We start from the raw sequence: 18,337 nt of genomic DNA on the forward strand, positions 1-18,337 counted from the left end.
TTTCGATATAATACATGACATCTTTGATTTTACTATACTTTTCATTCACTGAGAGGAGGGAAATTAAATTCTACGCATAAAAGCAGTGGATGAATGTTCCACTGCTTCCTTCAAGAAGATTATTTCCAAAGTTTCCACCATTTTTTTGATGGATCCTTTGCAGCTGCGGCTTCACGGTAGCTAACAACCATATTTTGGAAAACTTCATCGCGCTTATTAATCTCACTTCTAAATTGTTCGCGCTCCAATTTAAGTGTTTCGAGATAATATTCCCGATCCATTGCTAATTGTTCATTCATCGTGCTTAATTCAGTTGTTGTCATTTCATTATTCTTAGAAAGATAATCAGTGAGAATCTTAAACTCCTCGGAGGATTCATCAAATTTTGCGGCAAGGGTTTGAATCTCTTCGGAAGTTCCCTTTGAAACCTTCGAAAGTGCTTCCGTTAGTGAAGACATTTCTTTCGAAGTTCCTTTTGAAAGTTTCGCGACCGATTCCGAAAGATGAGTTAGATTCTTTGTCGTTCCTTTTGATAACTTTGATAAATTATCCTTTATTGCCGCTACTTCTTTCTTCGTTCCGTTGGTTATCTTCGTAACATTCGAAGTTAAATTGGAAATTTCCTTCGAAGTTCCTTTCGAAAGCTTCGTAACATCTTCCGAAATGGTTGACACCTTTTCTGCAGTCCCTAATGAGACTTCCGAAAGGGTTGCGAATGATTCAGAGGTTTTCTCCGTAGCATCCGTAACATGGTGTGAAAGCTCGTTAAGGTCTGCTTTCATGCGGTCCTTAGAGCGTTGGATGGACAAAGACAGAGCTTTTATGGTTTGGAGGGAATTTGAAGCAATGTCCTTTTTCACCTCTTCAACAATCTCGGTTCGAAGTTCATTCCGAATTTCACTTCGAACATCTTTAATCAGATCCTGTTTATACGTTTCAAGCGCATTAAAAAAGCCCTCCACATCGAATTCTGGTGCCTGTTCAGCAGGTGGGGCTGCCTCCTGGACGGCAGGAAGAGTGGTTTCTACTAGTTCATCTGAAGTATCATTCTCAGTAACCATACTCAAATGTTTTTGCATAAGCTGACGAATCATATCTTTGCTAAGGTTCTTACTGCGCATTTGTTTAATATTTTCAAGAAGCTGAATTTCTTTATCAGTATAAAATCTTGCTCCTTGTCTAGTTCGTGGGATAACGAGTAACCCGTCTAGGTCCTTTTCCCATTGACGGATTGTACCAGATGGAACATTGATTTTTTTAGAAACCTCTTTAATCGTATACGCCTTCATAAATTGATTCATTTTTGCCAACCCTTTCTATATTTTAAAATTTGTTCGTTGTAGAGATGGAACCAATTTTGTATGTGAATTTATTCAGCATCAGGGGTGTGGTTTTCCTGCATGATGACAAAAGCTATCAAAAGAAGTGTAGATTCCTCATAGGTTCGCAAAAACCAACAATTACAAAGCGGTTTTGACAAAATCAAAAAGAGGACTAATAAAAGCATAAATAGTTGTTTCAAAGTCAATTTCGGTTACACTAATCTTATTAAGGTAAATTAAGTGTTTAATCGGGGGGAGAACATGAAATCAATCATTGCAAGCCTTGCAATGGAAAATTGCAGTCAAGCTCTAGAATATTACCAATCGGTCTTTGGCGGAGAAGTAAAAAACACCCAACAGGCTGACGGTGTAGAAATGTTCAAGGGACATGAGGGAAAGTATATTCATGCTGAACTACATATCAATGAAAATTGTATCCTTTATTTAACAGATGTTTTTCACTCAAATCATCAGATAGGCAATCAATTTCAACTGGTCCTTGAAATGAGCAGTGAAGAGGAGCTCTCTTCTGTTTATAAAAAGCTTTCACAGGATGGAACCGTGCAATTCCCTTTATCTGATACCTTCTGGGGAGCGAAGCATGGGGTCGTGAAGGACTGCTTTGGAAACATTTGGGGTTTGAATTATACGAAAAATCAATTGGAGGGATCCTGACTTGTCGGAAGCAAATGTTAGAATTGAAAAGGATTTTCTCGGTGAAAAGAATGTACCAGCCGATGCTTACTATGGAATTCAAACACTAAGAGCTGTGGAAAATTTCCCTATAACAGGCTATCGGATTCATGGAGAGTTAATTAAAGCCTTAGCAATGGTTAAAAAAGCTGCGGCTCTTGCGAATATGGAGGTAGGGAGATTATATAAAGGGCTTGGCGAAGTTATCGTACAAGCTGCTGATGAAATTATTGACGGGGAATGGCATGATCAATTTATCGTTGATCCGATTCAAGGTGGCGCAGGAACATCCATCAATATGAATGCAAACGAAGTCATTGCAAATCGTGCCTTAGAGATTCTTGGGGAACAAAAAGGAGATTATTTTAAATTAAGCCCCAATACTCATGTAAACATGGCACAATCTACGAATGACGCCTTTCCAACAGCCATGCATATCTCAGTGCTATCACTTTTAGATCAACTCCTTGAAACGATGAAGGTGATGTACCGTGTGTTTGAGGGAAAAGCGGAGGAATTTGATTCTTTTATCAAAATGGGCAGGACCCATTTGCAAGATGCTGTTCCCATTAGGCTAGGACAGGAATTCAAGGCGTATAGCAGGGTGATAGCAAGAGATATCAAAAGGATAAGTAACACAAAAAACAGTTTATATGAAGTAAATATGGGAGCAACAGCAGTAGGTACAGGCTTAAATGCAAACCCAAAATATATCAAACGAGTGGTCGAGCATCTTGCTGAAATAAGTGGACTTCCGCTTGTAAATGCAGAACATCTTGTCGATGCAACGCAAAATACGGATGCTTATACAGAGGTTTCTGCGTCGTTAAAAGTTTGCATGATGAATATGTCGAAAATCGCAAATGATTTTCGATTAATGGCCTCAGGTCCTCGAGTTGGATTTAATGAGATCTCTTTGCCGTCAAGACAGCCAGGTTCATCGATTATGCCTGGGAAGGTAAATCCGGTTATGGCAGAGGTCATTAATCAAGTTGCTTTCCAAGTAATCGGCAATGATAACACCGTTTGTCTTGCATCTGAGGCAGGTCAACTTGAACTGAATGTAATGGAGCCTGTGCTCATCTTTAATTTGATTCAGTCCATCTCAATCATGAACAATGCGTTCCATGTGTTTACTGAATACTGCGTGAAAGGGATTGAAGCAAATAAAGAAAAGCTGCAGCAGGATGTTGATCAGAGTGTAGGAATTATTACAGCCGTTAATCCTCATCTAGGGTATGAAGTAGTCGCTAGAATTGCTAGAGAAGCGATCCTCACGGGTAAATCCGTCCGCGAGCTTTGTCTTGCTTATGATGTTTTAACCGAAGAAGAGCTTGATTTAATTTTAAACCCTTTTGAGATGACAAACCCAGGAATTGCAGCCGAGGAACTGTTAAATAAAGATTGACGCTATGAGGGGTGCCAGCTTTTAAAAGTGGTGCCCTAATTTCTGTACAAACGAGTAAGTGCAAACCTATATTTCAGAAAATTCAGTTGACGAAACCCGGGTTCTCTCTGTATTCTATTAATATACATATGTGAAAGCGCTTTATAATAGAAGGAGTTGGAACGATGAGTTACGGAAATCAAGTACAGTTTAAGGTCTATAAGGAACAGGAAAAAGCAGTAGTCCCTGTTTCATATGAAGAATTGGAACAGGCTGCTAAAGAAAAACTTGATGAATCTCCATATTATTATGTGGCGGCTTCGGCTGGTGGGGAAGAAACCGCACGAGCAAATCGTGAAGGCTTCCATTCTTGGAAAATTGTCCCACGAATGCTCTGTGACACTAGAAAGAGAGACTTAAGTGTCGAATTATTTGGAAAGACCATTCCTTATCCAATTCTTTGTGCTCCAGTTGGTGTTCAATCGATCGTTCATCCTGAAGGCGAGATTGCATCAGCAAGGGCGGCTACTTCGATGGGCGTTCCATTTATCTCAAGTACTGCATCGACCCATAGTCTAGAAAAGGTAGCTGCTGCAACGGCAGATGAATCAGTAAAATGGTTTCAGCTTTATTGGAGTTCTGATCGCGAAATTGCCGCTTCAATGGTGCAACGTGCTGAGAAAGCAGGTTATGATGCCATCGTTATTACGCTTGATACCCCGATGATGGCATGGCGCGAAAAGGATATTGAAAATGCTTATCTCCCATTTCTAATGGGGCAGGGAATTGGAAACTACCTTGAAGATCCTGTTTTTTGCTCGAGACTTGAAAAACCACCTCATGAAGACTTAGTGGGTGCTGTGACCTATTGGTCACAGGTGTTCGGCAATCCAAGCTTAACTTGGGATGATCTTCAGTTTATCAAGATGCATACTTCACTCCCTATTTTATTAAAAGGAATCCTTCATCCAGACGATGCGAAGCTAGCGTTAGAACATGGTGTGGATGGGATCATTGTTAGTAATCATGGTGGACGTCAGGTGGATGGTGCTATTGCCGCCATTGATGCTTTGCCCGAGATTATTGACGTTGTAAACGGTGAAATTCCGGTGTTGATGGATAGCGGGATTCGAAGAGGAGCCGATATTGTTAAAGCACTGGCGCTAGGAGCAAAGGCTGTTTTGGTAGGAAGACCGTATATATACGGACTAGCACTTGCTGGTGATGCCGGGGTAAACCAAGTGTTACGAAACCTCATTGCAGACCTTGATTTAACGATGGCATTAGCGGGTAAAAAGTCAATTAGGGAATTAGACAAATCTCTTTTAAAAAGGGTAGAACGATAGATAAAAATGGCAGCCATTATCGTATGGCTGCCATGATGCTTTTATTCTTTTATTAACCCTAGTGATTTTAACCCATTATAGATCCCGGATTGTGTTACTGAAGTAGTCCTATGTTTCGCATATTGAAAGAGATTTTCGTGAGCGTTTCCCATCGCAAACCCCTCACCAACTGAACTAAGCATCTCTTTATCATTCATGCCATCCCCAAAAGCAATCGAGGCTTCCTTAGGGATTTTAAGTGATTTCAACAAATATTCAATGCCAACGCCTTTATTCACTTTATCTCGAATAACATCGAAACAATGGCGCATTCCGTTTACATTCACTTGTGAAAAGTGGAACCCATCTTCAAGAGCATATAGAAGGTGGTCGTTTTCCCCATTGGTCATAACCGTGATTCCGAGAATTTGATTCATGATTTCTTGTGTAAAGAGTTTATTATTTTTCAAGTCAAATGTTTTAATAAACGATTCTACGTTAGGGGTATCAAGCGTAGTAAAATAATTTGTGTCCTTGGTATATAAAACAAGTTCGTGCCTATGCTGTGTAGCGACATCAAGGATTGCTTGGACGCTCTCAGCCTGTATAGTTTCGACGAACACTTCTTCGTTTTGATAAATAGCCAATGCTCCATTGTAGCCAATATAGGAGTGAATGTTTAATTCCTCTCCAAGCTCCCTAATTTCATGGACAGGTCTCCCTGTCGCAAGAACAGTCACGAGACCTTTTTCTTGCACTTGTAGAATCGCATCCTTCGTTGAATCTTCAATGGTGTGATCAGGGCGAAGGATTGTCCCATCGATATCTAGAAATAAAATTTGGTATGAGTTCATCTAATATCTCCTTACTATCCTTGTTTCTCTCTATTCTACCTTTAAACAAAAATCCAGACAAATACTATAAGTCTCATGAGGATATTATTCACAACCTACTCGATAAAAATCATGCTCAGCAATGTTTCGTTGTATAATAAAGAAATAAACTGTTTTAAAGAGGTGATAAAATGATGGAAGCTGAAACTATTTTTAACAAGCTAAAAGGCAGAAAACCAAAAATTCTCGGCGAAGAAGATTTCTTTCGAGTTTCCGTCCTTTTGCCACTAGTTGAAAAAGATGGAGAAACCCATGTCTTATTTGAGGTAAGGGCTAGCCATATGCGGAGACAACCAAATGAAGTGTGCTTTCCAGGTGGGAAAATGGATGATAAAGATCCAACTGAAATGCATTGCGCCATCCGCGAAACGACTGAAGAGCTTGGGATTTGTGAGAGTGATATCTCAAATGTGATTCCCCTTGATTACTTAGTGTCTGCTTTTGGTACCGTTATCTATCCATTTGTGGGTTTTATAGATGACATCCATAAACTGCGCCCAAATCCAGATGAAGTAGGCAATACCTTTACTGTGCCGCTATCCTACCTAAGACAAACAGAACCAGAACGATATAAAATTAATTTTGAAGTTCAACCAGAAGATGGATTCCCTTTTGACTTAATCGTCGGGGGCGAAAACTATAACTGGCAAACAAGACATGTGGATGAACTTTTCTATCAGTATGATGGAAATGTAATTTGGGGACTAACGGCCCGAATTCTTACACATTTTCTGGAGTTAACAGCAACAGAATAGTTTTCATGCATTATGATCACGCCTCTCTAGTCGTTTAGATCTTTTCTGAGAGAAATATTCTCCTAGTAAAGTAATTCTTCAAACAAAAGAGAAAATTCTTGCATCTCACGGATGAACAAGGGATAATGAAAAACAAAACGATAGCGGAGGATGGAAAATGAAAGTCGTTAAATTCGGAGGCTCATCTTTAGCCTCCGGTCAACAGGTTGAAAAGGTATTTAATATTGTTGTCTCAGACAAAGATCGAAAAGTAGTGGTCGTTTCTGCTCCAGGGAAAAGGTATTCGGAAGACATTAAAGTAACTGACCTTCTTATTGCATGTGCAGAACATGTAGTAGAAACAGGGAATGGGGGCGAATTTTTTGACGCCGTCATTCAAAGATATACCGACATTGCCGCAGATCTTGGTTTAGACAACGAAATCATCGAGATTATTACGGATGATTTGTTAAAATTATTAGCAGACCGATCGAAGAGTCATGAGCGATTTATGGAGTCCATAAAAGCGAGTGGCGAGGACAATAATGCGAAATTGATTGCAGCCTATTTTCAATCACGCGGGGTTGAAGCACATTATGTAAATCCTAAGGATGCTGGACTCCTTGTAAGTGATGAGCCTGGTCATGCGCAGGTACTACCTGAAACGTATGATCATTTATATGAATTGCGGACAAAACCCGGTATTTTAGTGATCCCTGGCTTCTTTGGTTATACAAAAGCAGGGGATGTTGTGACCTTTTCACGAAGTGGCTCGGATATTACCGGCTCGATTTTAGCGAATGGTGTCAAAGCGGATGTTTATGAAAATTTCACGGATGTTGATGCAGTTTGTTCTGTCAACCCAGGTATTGTTACCAATCCAAAGGAAATCCGAGAGTTAACTTATCGTGAAATGCGTGAGCTTTCCTATGCAGGCTTTTCTGTGTTCCATGATGAAGCCTTGATGCCAGCCTTTCATGCGGGAATCCCGGTACATGTTCGGAACACAAATAATCCAGAAGCACAGGGAACAAGGATTGTTAGCAAACGTGAAAATCAAAATGGACCGGTTGTTGGAATTGCAAGCGATAAAGGCTTTTGCAGTATCTATGTGAGTAAATACTTAATGAACCGAGAAATAGGATTTGGACGAAAACTCCTTCAGATTTTAGAAGAATATGAGTTGTCCTATGAACATTTGCCATCGGGGATTGATGATATCTCCATTATTTTGCGACAAGACCAAATGAACCTTACGTTTGAACAAGATATGTTAAAACGCATTAAAACAGAACTTGAAGCAGATGAGGTTAAAATTCAGCATAATCTTAGTTTGATCATGGTTGTAGGCGAAGGGATGCGCTGCAATGTTGGGACGATGTCTAGAGCAGCAAAAGCTCTCTCGAATATTGGGGTAAATATTGAAATGATCAATCAGGGTTCTTCTGAAGTCAGCATGATGTTTGGCGTAAAGGAATCGGACGAAAAGAAAGCGGTCCAAGCACTATATAACGAATTTTTTGCTAGTGTTATTGCTTAATTGCCACAAGCGAATACCTGTAAGAATAATCAATAGTTAATTTTTATATAAAAAAACACTGACTTCCTGTTTCAATTTAGGGAAGTCAGTGTTTTTTTATTTGTAGGTATCATGAAAATCTACTGTTTGTAACGGATATACTCGTAATGGGATGTTGGTTCCTTTTTTTCTATCTCGCCATTTTTATCATAATAAACCTCATATTCGCGGTAGGTTTCCACGATTTCCCCATCGACTTCATCTTGACTCACGAGGAACATTTCTAAGGTAGGAATATCCTGGAGAGGCCTATCACCATCTGCTTTTAAAGATGAAACCGTTACGGCATCCTCAGAAGGAAATTTCATGACTTCATTTAAGGTTAACTGAATAACCCCTAAAAACAACACTATAAATAACCCCAATGGAATTAACGTCCTCACCAACTTTACCTCCCATTTAAGAAAATTACTCTACTAGACTATATGCTTGTACCGGTCAGGTAGTACATTTTTTCTTACCCCAGACTGTTGTATGTAGATAAACTAGCCAAAATTTATTCTGTTTTATTTTAAACGTTTAGCTAAGTTAGAATATTTCTTGGGTAAGCGCACAAAGTGACAGGTTTCTATGAAAACACAACCAGGTTTAGACATCTTTGTTGCGAATCTTTTCTAATTATGGTGGTTTATCTTTCGTTTAAGCGTTAATAGAAACTTAGCTATACATATTTTAGCAGTTACTAGGTGATTGCTATATTCCTGCTATAAATGTTATACTTCATGCCTAAATGAATGTCATGTATTCTAGTGACATAGGAAAAACTCATTCAGACTAAACTTTTTGTCGTTTTTTTAAAGTGAGTTATGTACATTTCAATTATTTTAGTCAAACGGTATCCATTCATAGAAGGATGCTATATAATGATTGTCGATGTTTTTTTCTTGTGCCAATTTAATTTTCTATAAGCTTGGGGGGATTATCGTATGAAAATGAGAGTTTCAGCGGTTCAATATCATCTTCATACCATTAAGGCGTTTGAAGAATTTGCGGCCCAATGTGAGCATTACATCAAAACCGCTCAAGAATATGGGTCCGAGTTTGTTTTGTTTCCCGAGTTTTTTACAACTCAACTGCTTTCCATTGGCAGTGAGCTTGAAACGAGTCTGACAATTAATGAATTACCCGGATTTACTGACCAATATTTAGATCTTTTTCAATCTTTTGCGATAAAAACAGGTATGCACATTATTGGTGGGACCCACATCATTTCACGTTACGGGAAGCTTTACAATGTAGCTCACCTTTTTTATCCAAATGGACGAATTGAGGAGCAGGCTAAATTGCATATTACTCCTAGTGAAATACAGGAGTGGAATATGTCCGCAGGTGATAGCTTTAGAGTGTTTGATACGGATAAAGGTCGAATAGCGATGTTGACTTGTTATGATATAGAGTTTCCAGAAATTGTCCGAATGGCCAAAGTGAAGGGTGCCGATGTGATTTTCTGCCCATCGTGTACAGATGAGCGTCATGGTTTTCATCGGGTACGTTACACTAGTCACGCTCGTGCAATTGAGAACCAGATTTATGTTGTTCTAACAGGCACTGTAGGAAGTTTGCCGACAGTTGATTTTATGAGAGCGAATTTCGGGCAGGCAGCCGTGATTACTCCAAATGATATTCCGTTTCCACCAAAAGGACTGATGGTCGAAGGGGAGTTAAATCATGATATGGTGGTTACAGCTGATCTTGACCTTAATCTTTTGTATGAGGTACGTGAACGTGGCTCCGTTACTACCTGGCGTGACCGCCGAACGGATTTATACACTGATTGGGAGAAGGAAGAGAGAGTTAGTGCTAGGGACATTTCTTGGAATGAGTAACTTTGTAGCGATGTCGGACCAACTTTGTTGGTCTTTTTCTTTTGTTGGTGTAAACTATCTTTTGTTGAACTTAGTCAGTTCAATATTATCTTAGCTATTTCCTTGAAGGAAATAGGGAAGGAGAAGAGGTATGCAGGAGTTAAAAGGTAAAACAGCGATTATTACTGGAGGTGGAAGAGGAATTGGTCGTGCAGCAGCCATTGCCCTTGCACGAGAAGGTGTAAACATTGGGCTCTTAGGAAGAACTCTCACCAACTTAGAAAAAGTGACGGAAGAACTGGAAGCTTTTGGTGTGAATGTATCCGGGGCGGCTGCAGATGTGGCGGATATTGAATCTGTTCAGCATGCTGTTGAGCATATTAAATCAGAGTTGGGTCCGATTGATATCTTAATTAACAATGCGGGAATTGCCAAATTTGGTGGGTTTCTTGAATTAGAACCTTCAGAGTGGGAGCAGATCATTAAGGTCAATTTAATGGGTACATATTATGTAACGAGAGCAGTCCTACCTGAAATGATAGAAAGAAGGACAGGCGATATTATTAATATCTCCTCAACTGCAGGACAAAAGGGAGCACCAGTGACAAGTGCTTATAGTGCATCAAAGTTTGCTGTGCTTGGCCTTACTGAATCCTTATTGATGGAAGTGAGAAAGCATAATATTCGTGTCACAGCAATAACACCGAGTACCGTTGCAACAGATTTGGCCGTTGAAAATAATTTAGTTGGTGAAAATACCGAAAAAGTCATGCAGGCTGAAGACCTCGCAGAAATGATTGTGGCTCAGCTTAAGCTACATCCTCGAGTGTTTGTAAAATCAGTTGGTCTTTGGTCGACTAATCCATAAGCAAGGAGAGCTGTCATACGTGTATGTATGGCAGTTTTTTTATTGTCTAAAAATGATATCGATAGGGGAGGGGAGGCAGGATGCGGAGTTTGTACACTTTGTCCATCTGAGATGGACACTGAATTTTAGGTGATAGGAGCAGGTACTAAATATCACTTGAAACAGTTAGGGGATGTAACTAATACAGAGGTGAATGCATATTTTCCTAGTATACAATTGTTCTTTATTGAGTATAACAACACCATTATATCTTGTTCTGTGGATAACTCCAAAATAGGACAAAAGACCTTGTGGATAAGAGTGGTTTGTGAATAAGTTTTTAGAAATGTGGATAACAGGATGTGGATTGTTTGCCACCCTTTTTTGAATGAAAAAACAAAAGAGAGCAAAAGGTAAAAAAACCTGGATTGTGAAATTGAGCGAAGATAGCTACCTTCAACCATAAGGGTGGCCTTTTTTATTAAACTGAATGGATCTTTATGACGTTTCTTAATTCTTGTTAATAAACTAGTAGGAAGAGCATCCTCTAATAAAAACCGTTGTAGTCTGCCAATTTCTGATAATTGGCACCTTTTCTCACAAAACTCTTGTGAAGAATACTATATTGTGTTATCCTCACAAAAATCATCTAAAAAAGACAAGGATTATTTCAATATAAAGAACCACTAAGAAGGAAGAACAGAACCCTCTAATCCTCAAATGGTAAATAACAAGAAGTATTTTATGAAAAGCTATCAACAAAGGAGGAAAAATAGATGCGTGATGTAACGCTTTTAGATATATTTGAACACCATATTACACAGAAATATGTTAAACGTTCAGGCTTTGCCCATGCCATTGCTGTTGCGTACCATGCCTTCCATTTTGCGAAACAATATCATGAAGATGTTGATATTGCCACGAAAGCTGGATTTTTGCATGATATTGGTCATTTCACATGGTATCGAAACGGAAAGTGGGATTATGAATTGTATAGACAAAACGATATTCACCCAATCAAGGGAGCGGAAAGGGCCCATAAGCTTTTGATTCGTTTAGGTGAGAATCCGATTCAAGCCAAAACCATTGCGTTGGCGATTTTATTTCATACAGATTCCTTTTTGCCTTCAAATGATATCGAGAGAACACCTTTACAAAAGATTGTCAAATGGGCGGATGAGAAAGATGAGGAAGAAGGTGGTGCGCACCATTATAGAACGATAAATAAGGAGCGGGCGAGAGAGAGTATCATAAGGCTAGACAAAATGATTGATGAGGAACTACAAAGTTTTGAAAAGAAAAGATTGACGAAGTAAAAAAACGAGCATATCGGTAGCTCGTTTTTTATTTTGTCGTTAAACTCTTTAAGCAAATGTAGTTATATTCGTAGGAAGGCTATCGTGAAATAAACTGATTAATTGAAAATATTGAATTGTATTCCTATCAGATTAGGTGTATTTTAAGGGTAACAATCTATATGGAGGGAATGCACATGAACGTTTTTGATGCGATTCAAAAAAGGCGAGAGATTACTCAATTCCAGATGAAAAAAGTTCCGCAAAATGAATTGGAACTGCTATTGGATGCAGGATACTTAGCGCCAACAGGGAATAACTTACCTTCAAAGGAGCTCGTTCTTGTTACGAATCAAGAAATGCTTCATCACTTGTCAAAAACAACTCCTTATGTTCAATGGCTAGAAAATTCATCAGCTGCAATTGTTGTATTAGGCAGACCTGAGATTAGCAAATATTGGCTGCAGGATACCTCGATTGCTTGTGGGTTTATTTGGCTTGAGGCAGTAGAAGTAGGATTAGGGGCCGCCTTTGGTGCGGTTTACCATGCTGAAGATGCTAACGAGTCCAAGGTACGCGAAGATCATGTTCGAGAAGCTCTTGGCATTCCTGAGGATCGTCGAGTGGTAGCTATTTTGGGTGTTGGGTATCCAGAGAAGGAACCGGAAGCGAAGGAGCTGCTCTCTCGAGATACAGTCGTCTATTATGAAAATTTTAAGAAATAAACAAAAAAGTGGAGATGAATTTTTATATTCATCTCCACTTTTATTCAAAATATAAAACTTATAGGATAAGAATGTTCATCCGTCAGTTTTATCTGCAAAGCCTTAAAAGGACATTATCTCATTATGAGAGCTCTAATCTATATACCGCTAACAGGGCGCTTCTTACTTATCCTATTATTTTACAAAGAATCTTGATTTCTCTGAAATGAAATCTGCGATAATGACTAAAATAAGGTAACAGATTAATAACAGCGTTATTTCTGTGTAATGGAAAAAGCTCATGCTTAGTTTGAATTCTTGCCCAAGGCCGCCGGCACCAACGAATCCGACAACGATGGTCGTTCGCATGATAACCTCCCAGCGGTACAGGATATAGGTCAAGAATTGCGGTAGAACGGTCGGTAACACACCGTACATAAGAATTTGTGCTCGCCCAGCGCCTGCGGAGGCTAGGTTACGAATTGGTCGCGAGTCTGTATCCTCAATAACTTCTGCACACAACTTCCCTAAAATCCCGAAGTTATGAAGTGCTAAGGCAATCGCACCAGGGAGGATTCCTGGTTTAAAAATAAAGATAATGATCATTGCCCAAACAAGTTCCGGAATTGCTCGGCTGAAAATATAACTGATTCGAATCAAACCGAATACAACCCAACGATACCACTTCCTTGACAATGTTAAGGTTCCATCTGCAACATTGCGCGCAGCAGGGATGACTGTTAAAAACATAACGATGGTTGAAAAGCCAATGGCCATAATGCTCATTTGCAAGGTCTCTATCGTTAGTGTAAAAGCGTAAGACCAGCTGTCTCGATTCAAAAAAGCAATCTCTTCTTGCCCAACACCAAATAACCCTTTAAAAAACTTACTCGCATAAGCTACATTTTCTTTCGAAAACAACTCCAAAAAGCTTGCATTTTTTACCCCGATGACAAAATACCAAGAAGCGGCGATTAAAAGGAGGAAGGCATAGAAGGAAAAGGTAAGGAATGTAAATTTTCGTTTCTTCATAGCTGCATCCTCTTTCTAAGCATATTACTCCAGCCATCAATCAAAATAACTAAGATGATGAGGAAATAAATAAAAGTCCATACTTCATCATAATGAAGGTCATTTAATGACAGTTGAATTTGATAGCCTAATCCACCTAATCCGACAAAACTCATGATTGCGGAAGATCGGACTGCACATTCATAGCGGTACATCGTGTAGCTAATCATACTGTTTTTAACGCTCGGAAGATACCCATAAAAGAGACATTGAAGCCTAGATGCTCCAGTAGCTTTTAGTGCCAGAATGGGCTCCTCAGGAACATCATTGATCATGTCTGCAAAAATACGACCGAGAATGCCGCCATATGGAATTGCAAGAGCAAAAATTGCTGCATAGGGGGAAAGTCCAAAGGAAGCAACGAATAGCCAAGCCCACACAAGTTCATGAATTGCTCGCATGAATCCAAGGACCCCACGGAAGGACCCTTTCATATAGGTTCGGGACCGTTTCCCTGAAGCCAACACCCCAGAAGCAAGTATCCCAATAATTAAAGCAAGAATCAGGGCGAGACTCATCCCAGCGGTCGCATAGGCTAGTGTAAGCCAGGAGGATTCTATAGCAAGTATGAGGATATCCAAGGATAAATCCGGAGTAAACATCGCTGCAAAGATTTCAGCAGCAGGCCCAATCCCACTTGAATGCATAACCCCTTCTTGCCAATTTACCCCAAATAAACTCCATGCAAATAAAAGAAGCAGAAAAAGGGTGAGAACCTTTCTTTTATGAAGATCAAAGGAGAGCATCGTTACTTCAGCTCCTTTAGCTGATAAAGGTCCTGGAGTTGTTCGTCGGTCACGTGTTCAGCCGGAAGGTCAAAGAAGAGTTCACCGTTTTTAAGGGCAATCAGCCTTGTAAAATACTTACGGGCATACTCAACAGAATGAAGGCTGGCAATAACGGTTTGATGTTCTTCCTTCGCTATTTTCGTTAACATATCGAGAATGTCATCTGCTCTTGCTGGGTCAAGAGATGCCACTGGTTCATCAGCGAGGATTATCTCAGGTTTTTGCATGAGCAATCTTGCGAGCGCGACCCGCTGTTGTTCACCGCCTGAAAGGTTTGAAGTGCGTTCATATGCCTTATCAGGAAGTCCGACCCGCTCTAGTGCTTTCATGGCTACTTGTTTTTCTTGTGGAATAAACAAACTGAAAAGTGATTTAAAAAAGCCCCAATCCGCCAAACGACCAGCAAGCACATTATGAATGACGGCTAGTTGTCCGACCAAATCAAATTGCTGGCGGATAATCCCGATTTTCTTTGCGCGCTTTTTTTGATCAGCGTATTGGGTAATGGGTTTCCCGTCCACAATTACTTCACCGCTGTCTGGCTGGAGAATGGTTGCAAGTAAATTCAGCAAAGTCGTTTTACCTGCGCCGCTTGGACCGATTAAAGCGATCAATTCACCTTTTTCGACAATAAAAGAAAGGGAAGATAAGGCTATCTTCCGCTCATAATTTTTCGATATTTGATTGATTTCTAATATGTTTTGATTAGACACGCTGTGTCACCTACTTGATAATCTCTAGTTCTTTTGCCACTTTTTCAATGGCTGAGTAGTTTTCGTTCTTTGTTTCAATAAATTGGTCTGTAGAAAGAAGGTCCATGACTTCATTGTCACCAGGTTTCATTGAAAGAATCGCTTCCTTCAACTTTGCTTTCGTATCTTCATCCATCTTATTAACTGTCCAGTTGTAATCATAATAATGTGGAGTGGTATAGAAAACCTTTACTTTGCTAGTATCCACTTTTCCTTCTTCGACTGCCGCTTCCCAAACAGAGATATTAAGAGCACCGGTTTGGTATGCACCTGATTCAACTAATTTATAAGTTTTATCGTGTGATCCAGAATAGTTTGGAGTGCCATCCAGATCTTTATTAGCGTCAATCCCAGCTTCCATCATAAAATAACGAGGCATTAAATGTCCAGAAGTTGAGCTCTCGCTCCCAAATGTAAAGGTTTTTCCCTTAAGCTCTTCTAATGAACTAATCTCTAAATCTGCTTGAGCAATAAAGACAGATTCGAATTTTTCATCGACTGGGCGCTGTGCAATGGCTTCGGCTTCTGGGACAAGGTTTCTAGCTTGTACGCCAGTTAACCCACCAAACCAAGCTAATTGAATTTCGCCTCTTTCAAATGCTGTTACAAGTGCTGCATAATCAACGGATGGAACAAATTCTACTTCAAACCCTGTTTTTTCAGCTAGGTCAGCTGCAAAATCATCCATACTGCGGTTGAGGTCCGCTGTATTTTGGTCGGGAATCATCCCGATTTTAATTGTTTCAACTTCTGCTGATTCTGAACTTTTGTCAGATTCAACTGCATCATCCTCTGAATTGCCACAGGCTGCGAGGAAAAGGACCATCATGATTCCTAATAGAAGTGCTAGTTGTTTTTTCATCTTGTAGTCTCCTTGTCTAAAAAATTCCTTCTCCACTATACCATTGAATACTAGTATGCTTACAATTCATAAAATCGATGGATTAGATATTTATGTATTGATTTTTTGAATACAGTTTACATAGGGAACTTATCACTTTTTTCTAAAAATAATAACTTAACAAAGGAATAGAGAGCAAAAAAGCCCTAATGTTTAGGGCTTTTTCTGTCATTGGCACTCTATTTAAGCTTTTTCAGCCCATTCTTCGACGTTCCAAACTTTTGTTACCCAATCCTCATAAAAATCAGGTTCATGGCTAACGAGGATAATGGTTCCTTTGAATTCTTTCATGGCCTTTTTCAGCTCTGCTTTTGCGGTCACGTCTAAATGGTTGGTCGGCTCATCAAATAGCAGCCAGTTGCTTTCTTCCATCATAAGCTTACAGAGGCGGACCTTCGCTTGCTCGCCACCGCTTAACTGATTGAGCGGGCGAGAGATATGTTCGTTCTTTAACCCACAACGAGCAAGTGCTGCTCTGACCTGGTGTTGGTCAAGGCTGGGATAAGCATTCCATACATCTTCAATCGGAGTGATGTCTTTGGCTTTGACTTCTTGTTCAAAATAGGAAGGATAGAGAAAATCGCCGCGCTCAATTTTCCCACTAAGAGCAGGAATCTTTCCGAGAATTGTTTTAAGCAAGGTGGATTTTCCGACTCCGTTCATCCCCACGAGAGCAATTTTCTCCCCGCGCTCAATGGTCATGGTCAATTTAGGGAGAAGTGGGTGGGTGTACCCGATTTCAACATCCTTGCCTTCAAAAACATAACGGCTAGAACTACGGGACTCTTTGAATTCAAAGGTGGGCTTCACCGCAGTCTCCGGGCGATCAATTCGTTCCATACGGTCTAATTGTTTCTGGCGGCTTTTTGCTCGACCAGTGGTAGAGTACCGCGCTTTATTTTTTGCAATAAAGTCTTCTTGCTTTTTAATGAATTCCTTTTGCTTTTCATAAGCGTTGATATGTTGGTTCTTATTGATTTCGGCGAGCTCTAAGAACTTTTCATACGTTGCTGTGTAGCGAGAAAGCTTTGAAAATTCTAGATGGAAGATGACGTTTGATACAGAGTTCATAAATTCGGTATCATGTGAAATCAAAAGGAAAGCGTATGGATATTCTTTTAAATAAGTCGATAACCACCGGATATGCTCGACATCTAAATAGTTGGTGGGCTCATCAAGCAGAAGAACTTTTGGTTGCTCGAGCAATAGCTTCGCAAGAAGGACTTTTGTTCGCTGTCCACCACTTAACGCAGATACATCGCGGTCAAGTCCAATCGCATCAATCCCAAGACCACGCGCTGCTTCTTCTACCTTCATATCTAAAGTATAGAAACCACCAGCATCAAGTTCATCCTGAATCTCAGCCATTTTTTCAAGCAAAAGCTCGAGTTCTTCTGGAGAAGCATCAGCCATTTTCGCGGTAACTTCATTTAATTCTTCTTCTCTTTTAAATAGAGGAAGGAAGGCATCATTCAAAACGTCGCGAATCCTTTTTCCAGGGGTTAACACCGTATGCTGATCTAAGTAGCCATAATGGGTTCCAGGAGTCCACTCGACCTTTCCAGAGTCATGAATCAACTGATTGGTAATGATATTCATCAGTGTTGATTTTCCAACACCATTTGCGCCAACAAGGCCTGCGTGGTCCTCAGCAAGAAGGCGGAATGAAACATCTTTAAAAAGGGTGCGGTCACCAAAAGTGTGACTTAATTTATCTACTGTTAATAAACTCATAGTATGAATCCTCGCTTTTGTCTATTTGTATCCTATACACTCATTATTCGATGATACTAAATTCTGGCCGTTTCGGAAAGTTCTTTTCACTGGAAGTCTTTTTAAAATTATTTTGATTGTTCTGTGCATGTCCTGATGGAAAAATATGCCTGTCTTTGCTATAATTGTAGATATAAGGGAGGGGAAAAGTATGAAAGCGACAGGTATTGTTCGTAAAACTGACCAACTTGGTCGGATCGTTATTCCGATGGAATTGCGAAAAAAGATGGACATTCATGAAAATGACCCGCTTGAAATCTTTGTCGATGAAGATACCATCATTCTCCAAAAGTACTGCCCAAATAAAACCTGTATGATTACTGGACAAATAAGTTCTAAAAACCTAGAACTGGCTGGTGGAAAAATTGTTCTTAGCCCTGAGGGAGCGGAGCTTTTGATGAAAGAAATCGAAAGCTACTTATTGAACCCTGCGAGGTAAGCATTTTGGATAAATGATGCGGCGTTCGA

Annotated in this window: 18 protein-coding genes; 10 read left to right on the forward strand and 8 right to left on the reverse strand. The window is 39.9% G+C overall.

The annotated features are described in order from the left end of the window. Positions 1-119: 119 nt before the first annotated feature. Positions 120-1,301 (reverse strand): MerR family transcriptional regulator, encoded by a 1,182-nt coding sequence (locus H0185_RS04430; RefSeq protein WP_221871571.1) that lies wholly within the window; start codon positions 1,299-1,301, stop codon positions 120-122. 282 nt (positions 1,302-1,583) lie between these two features. On the opposite strand from H0185_RS04430, the gene H0185_RS04435 reads away from it, so the two are divergent. The 3 genes from H0185_RS04435 to H0185_RS04445 all read left to right on the forward strand — a co-directional run bounded on the left by H0185_RS04435 (position 1,584) and on the right by H0185_RS04445 (position 4,748). Next, positions 1,584-1,997 carry a VOC family protein gene (locus H0185_RS04435; RefSeq protein ID WP_221871573.1) on the forward strand — a complete coding sequence of 138 codons (414 nt, stop codon included), beginning with the start codon at positions 1,584-1,586 and terminating at the stop codon, positions 1,995-1,997. 1 nt (position 1,998) lies between these two features. Next, a complete protein-coding gene (gene aspA, locus H0185_RS04440; RefSeq protein WP_221871575.1) occupies positions 1,999-3,423 on the forward strand; it encodes an aspartate ammonia-lyase in 1,425 nt (474 codons plus the stop codon). Positions 3,424-3,587: 164 nt separating this feature from the next. Then, positions 3,588-4,748 carry a lactate 2-monooxygenase gene (locus H0185_RS04445; protein WP_221871577.1) on the forward strand — a complete coding sequence of 387 codons (1,161 nt, stop codon included), beginning with the start codon at positions 3,588-3,590 and terminating at the stop codon, positions 4,746-4,748. A gap of 41 nt (positions 4,749-4,789) precedes the next feature. Here H0185_RS04445 and H0185_RS04450 read toward each other — a convergent pair whose 3' ends face one another. After that, positions 4,790-5,581, reverse strand: a complete 792-nt coding sequence (locus H0185_RS04450; protein ID WP_221871578.1) for an HAD family hydrolase — start codon at positions 5,579-5,581, stop codon at positions 4,790-4,792. A 173-nt stretch (positions 5,582-5,754) separates the two neighbouring features. Between H0185_RS04450 and H0185_RS04455 the strand changes: the two genes are divergently transcribed. Both H0185_RS04455 and H0185_RS04460 read left to right on the forward strand, forming a co-directional pair. Beyond that, positions 5,755-6,375 carry an NUDIX hydrolase gene (locus tag H0185_RS04455; RefSeq protein ID WP_221871898.1) on the forward strand — a complete coding sequence of 207 codons (621 nt, stop codon included), beginning with the start codon at positions 5,755-5,757 and terminating at the stop codon, positions 6,373-6,375. Positions 6,376-6,532: 157 nt separating this feature from the next. After that, positions 6,533-7,894, forward strand: a complete 1,362-nt coding sequence (locus tag H0185_RS04460; protein WP_221871580.1) for an aspartate kinase — start codon at positions 6,533-6,535, stop codon at positions 7,892-7,894. 119 nt (positions 7,895-8,013) lie between these two features. On the opposite strand, the gene H0185_RS04465 is transcribed toward H0185_RS04460, so the two are convergent. Continuing rightward, positions 8,014-8,316, reverse strand: coding sequence for a hypothetical protein (locus tag H0185_RS04465; RefSeq protein ID WP_221871582.1), 303 nt, complete (start codon positions 8,314-8,316; stop codon positions 8,014-8,016). Positions 8,317-8,859: 543 nt separating this feature from the next. Between H0185_RS04465 and H0185_RS04470 the strand changes: the two genes are divergently transcribed. The 4 genes from H0185_RS04470 (at position 8,860) to H0185_RS04485 (ending at position 12,605) form a co-directional block, all read left to right on the forward strand. Then, positions 8,860-9,759: a carbon-nitrogen hydrolase family protein gene (locus tag H0185_RS04470; RefSeq protein ID WP_221871584.1), complete on the forward strand. Its 900-nt coding sequence runs from the start codon at positions 8,860-8,862 to the stop codon at positions 9,757-9,759. A 130-nt stretch (positions 9,760-9,889) separates the two neighbouring features. Beyond that, positions 9,890-10,606 (forward strand): 3-ketoacyl-ACP reductase, encoded by a 717-nt coding sequence (locus H0185_RS04475; RefSeq protein ID WP_221871586.1) that lies wholly within the window; start codon positions 9,890-9,892, stop codon positions 10,604-10,606. A 755-nt stretch (positions 10,607-11,361) separates the two neighbouring features. Further along, positions 11,362-11,901, forward strand: a complete 540-nt coding sequence (locus H0185_RS04480) for an HD domain-containing protein (protein WP_221871588.1) — start codon at positions 11,362-11,364, stop codon at positions 11,899-11,901. Between the two features lie 176 nt (positions 11,902-12,077). Continuing rightward, positions 12,078-12,605: a nitroreductase family protein gene (locus tag H0185_RS04485; protein WP_221871590.1), complete on the forward strand. Its 528-nt coding sequence runs from the start codon at positions 12,078-12,080 to the stop codon at positions 12,603-12,605. A gap of 174 nt (positions 12,606-12,779) precedes the next feature. Here the strand turns inward: H0185_RS04485 and H0185_RS23915 are convergent, their stop codons facing one another. The 5 genes from H0185_RS23915 to H0185_RS04505 all read right to left on the reverse strand — a co-directional run bounded on the left by H0185_RS23915 (position 12,780) and on the right by H0185_RS04505 (position 17,830). Further along, positions 12,780-13,616, reverse strand: a complete 837-nt coding sequence (locus H0185_RS23915; RefSeq protein WP_246629000.1) for a PhnE/PtxC family ABC transporter permease — start codon at positions 13,614-13,616, stop codon at positions 12,780-12,782. Next, positions 13,613-14,401: a PhnE/PtxC family ABC transporter permease gene (locus H0185_RS23920; RefSeq protein ID WP_246629001.1), complete on the reverse strand. Its 789-nt coding sequence runs from the start codon at positions 14,399-14,401 to the stop codon at positions 13,613-13,615. The genes H0185_RS23915 and H0185_RS23920 overlap by 4 nt, the downstream gene beginning before the upstream one ends. Before the next feature lie 2 nt (positions 14,402-14,403). Further along, positions 14,404-15,156, reverse strand: a complete 753-nt coding sequence (gene phnC / locus H0185_RS04495; RefSeq protein WP_221871592.1) for a phosphonate ABC transporter ATP-binding protein — start codon at positions 15,154-15,156, stop codon at positions 14,404-14,406. A gap of 10 nt (positions 15,157-15,166) precedes the next feature. After that, the gene (locus tag H0185_RS04500; RefSeq protein WP_221871594.1) at positions 15,167-16,057 is read right to left on the reverse strand and encodes a putative selenate ABC transporter substrate-binding protein; all 891 of its coding nucleotides are present in this window, start codon (positions 16,055-16,057) and stop codon (positions 15,167-15,169) included. Positions 16,058-16,279: 222 nt separating this feature from the next. Then, positions 16,280-17,830: an ABC-F family ATP-binding cassette domain-containing protein gene (locus H0185_RS04505; RefSeq protein ID WP_221871595.1), complete on the reverse strand. Its 1,551-nt coding sequence runs from the start codon at positions 17,828-17,830 to the stop codon at positions 16,280-16,282. A gap of 190 nt (positions 17,831-18,020) precedes the next feature. Between H0185_RS04505 and H0185_RS04510 the strand changes: the two genes are divergently transcribed. Beyond that, positions 18,021-18,308 carry an AbrB/MazE/SpoVT family DNA-binding domain-containing protein gene (locus tag H0185_RS04510; RefSeq protein ID WP_221871596.1) on the forward strand — a complete coding sequence of 96 codons (288 nt, stop codon included), beginning with the start codon at positions 18,021-18,023 and terminating at the stop codon, positions 18,306-18,308. Positions 18,309-18,337 lie beyond the last annotated feature (29 nt).

This window comes from Mesobacillus maritimus, from assembly GCF_019749255.1.
In the GTDB taxonomy this organism is placed as follows: domain Bacteria; phylum Bacillota; class Bacilli; order Bacillales; family Cytobacillaceae; genus Mesobacillus_B; species Mesobacillus_B maritimus_A.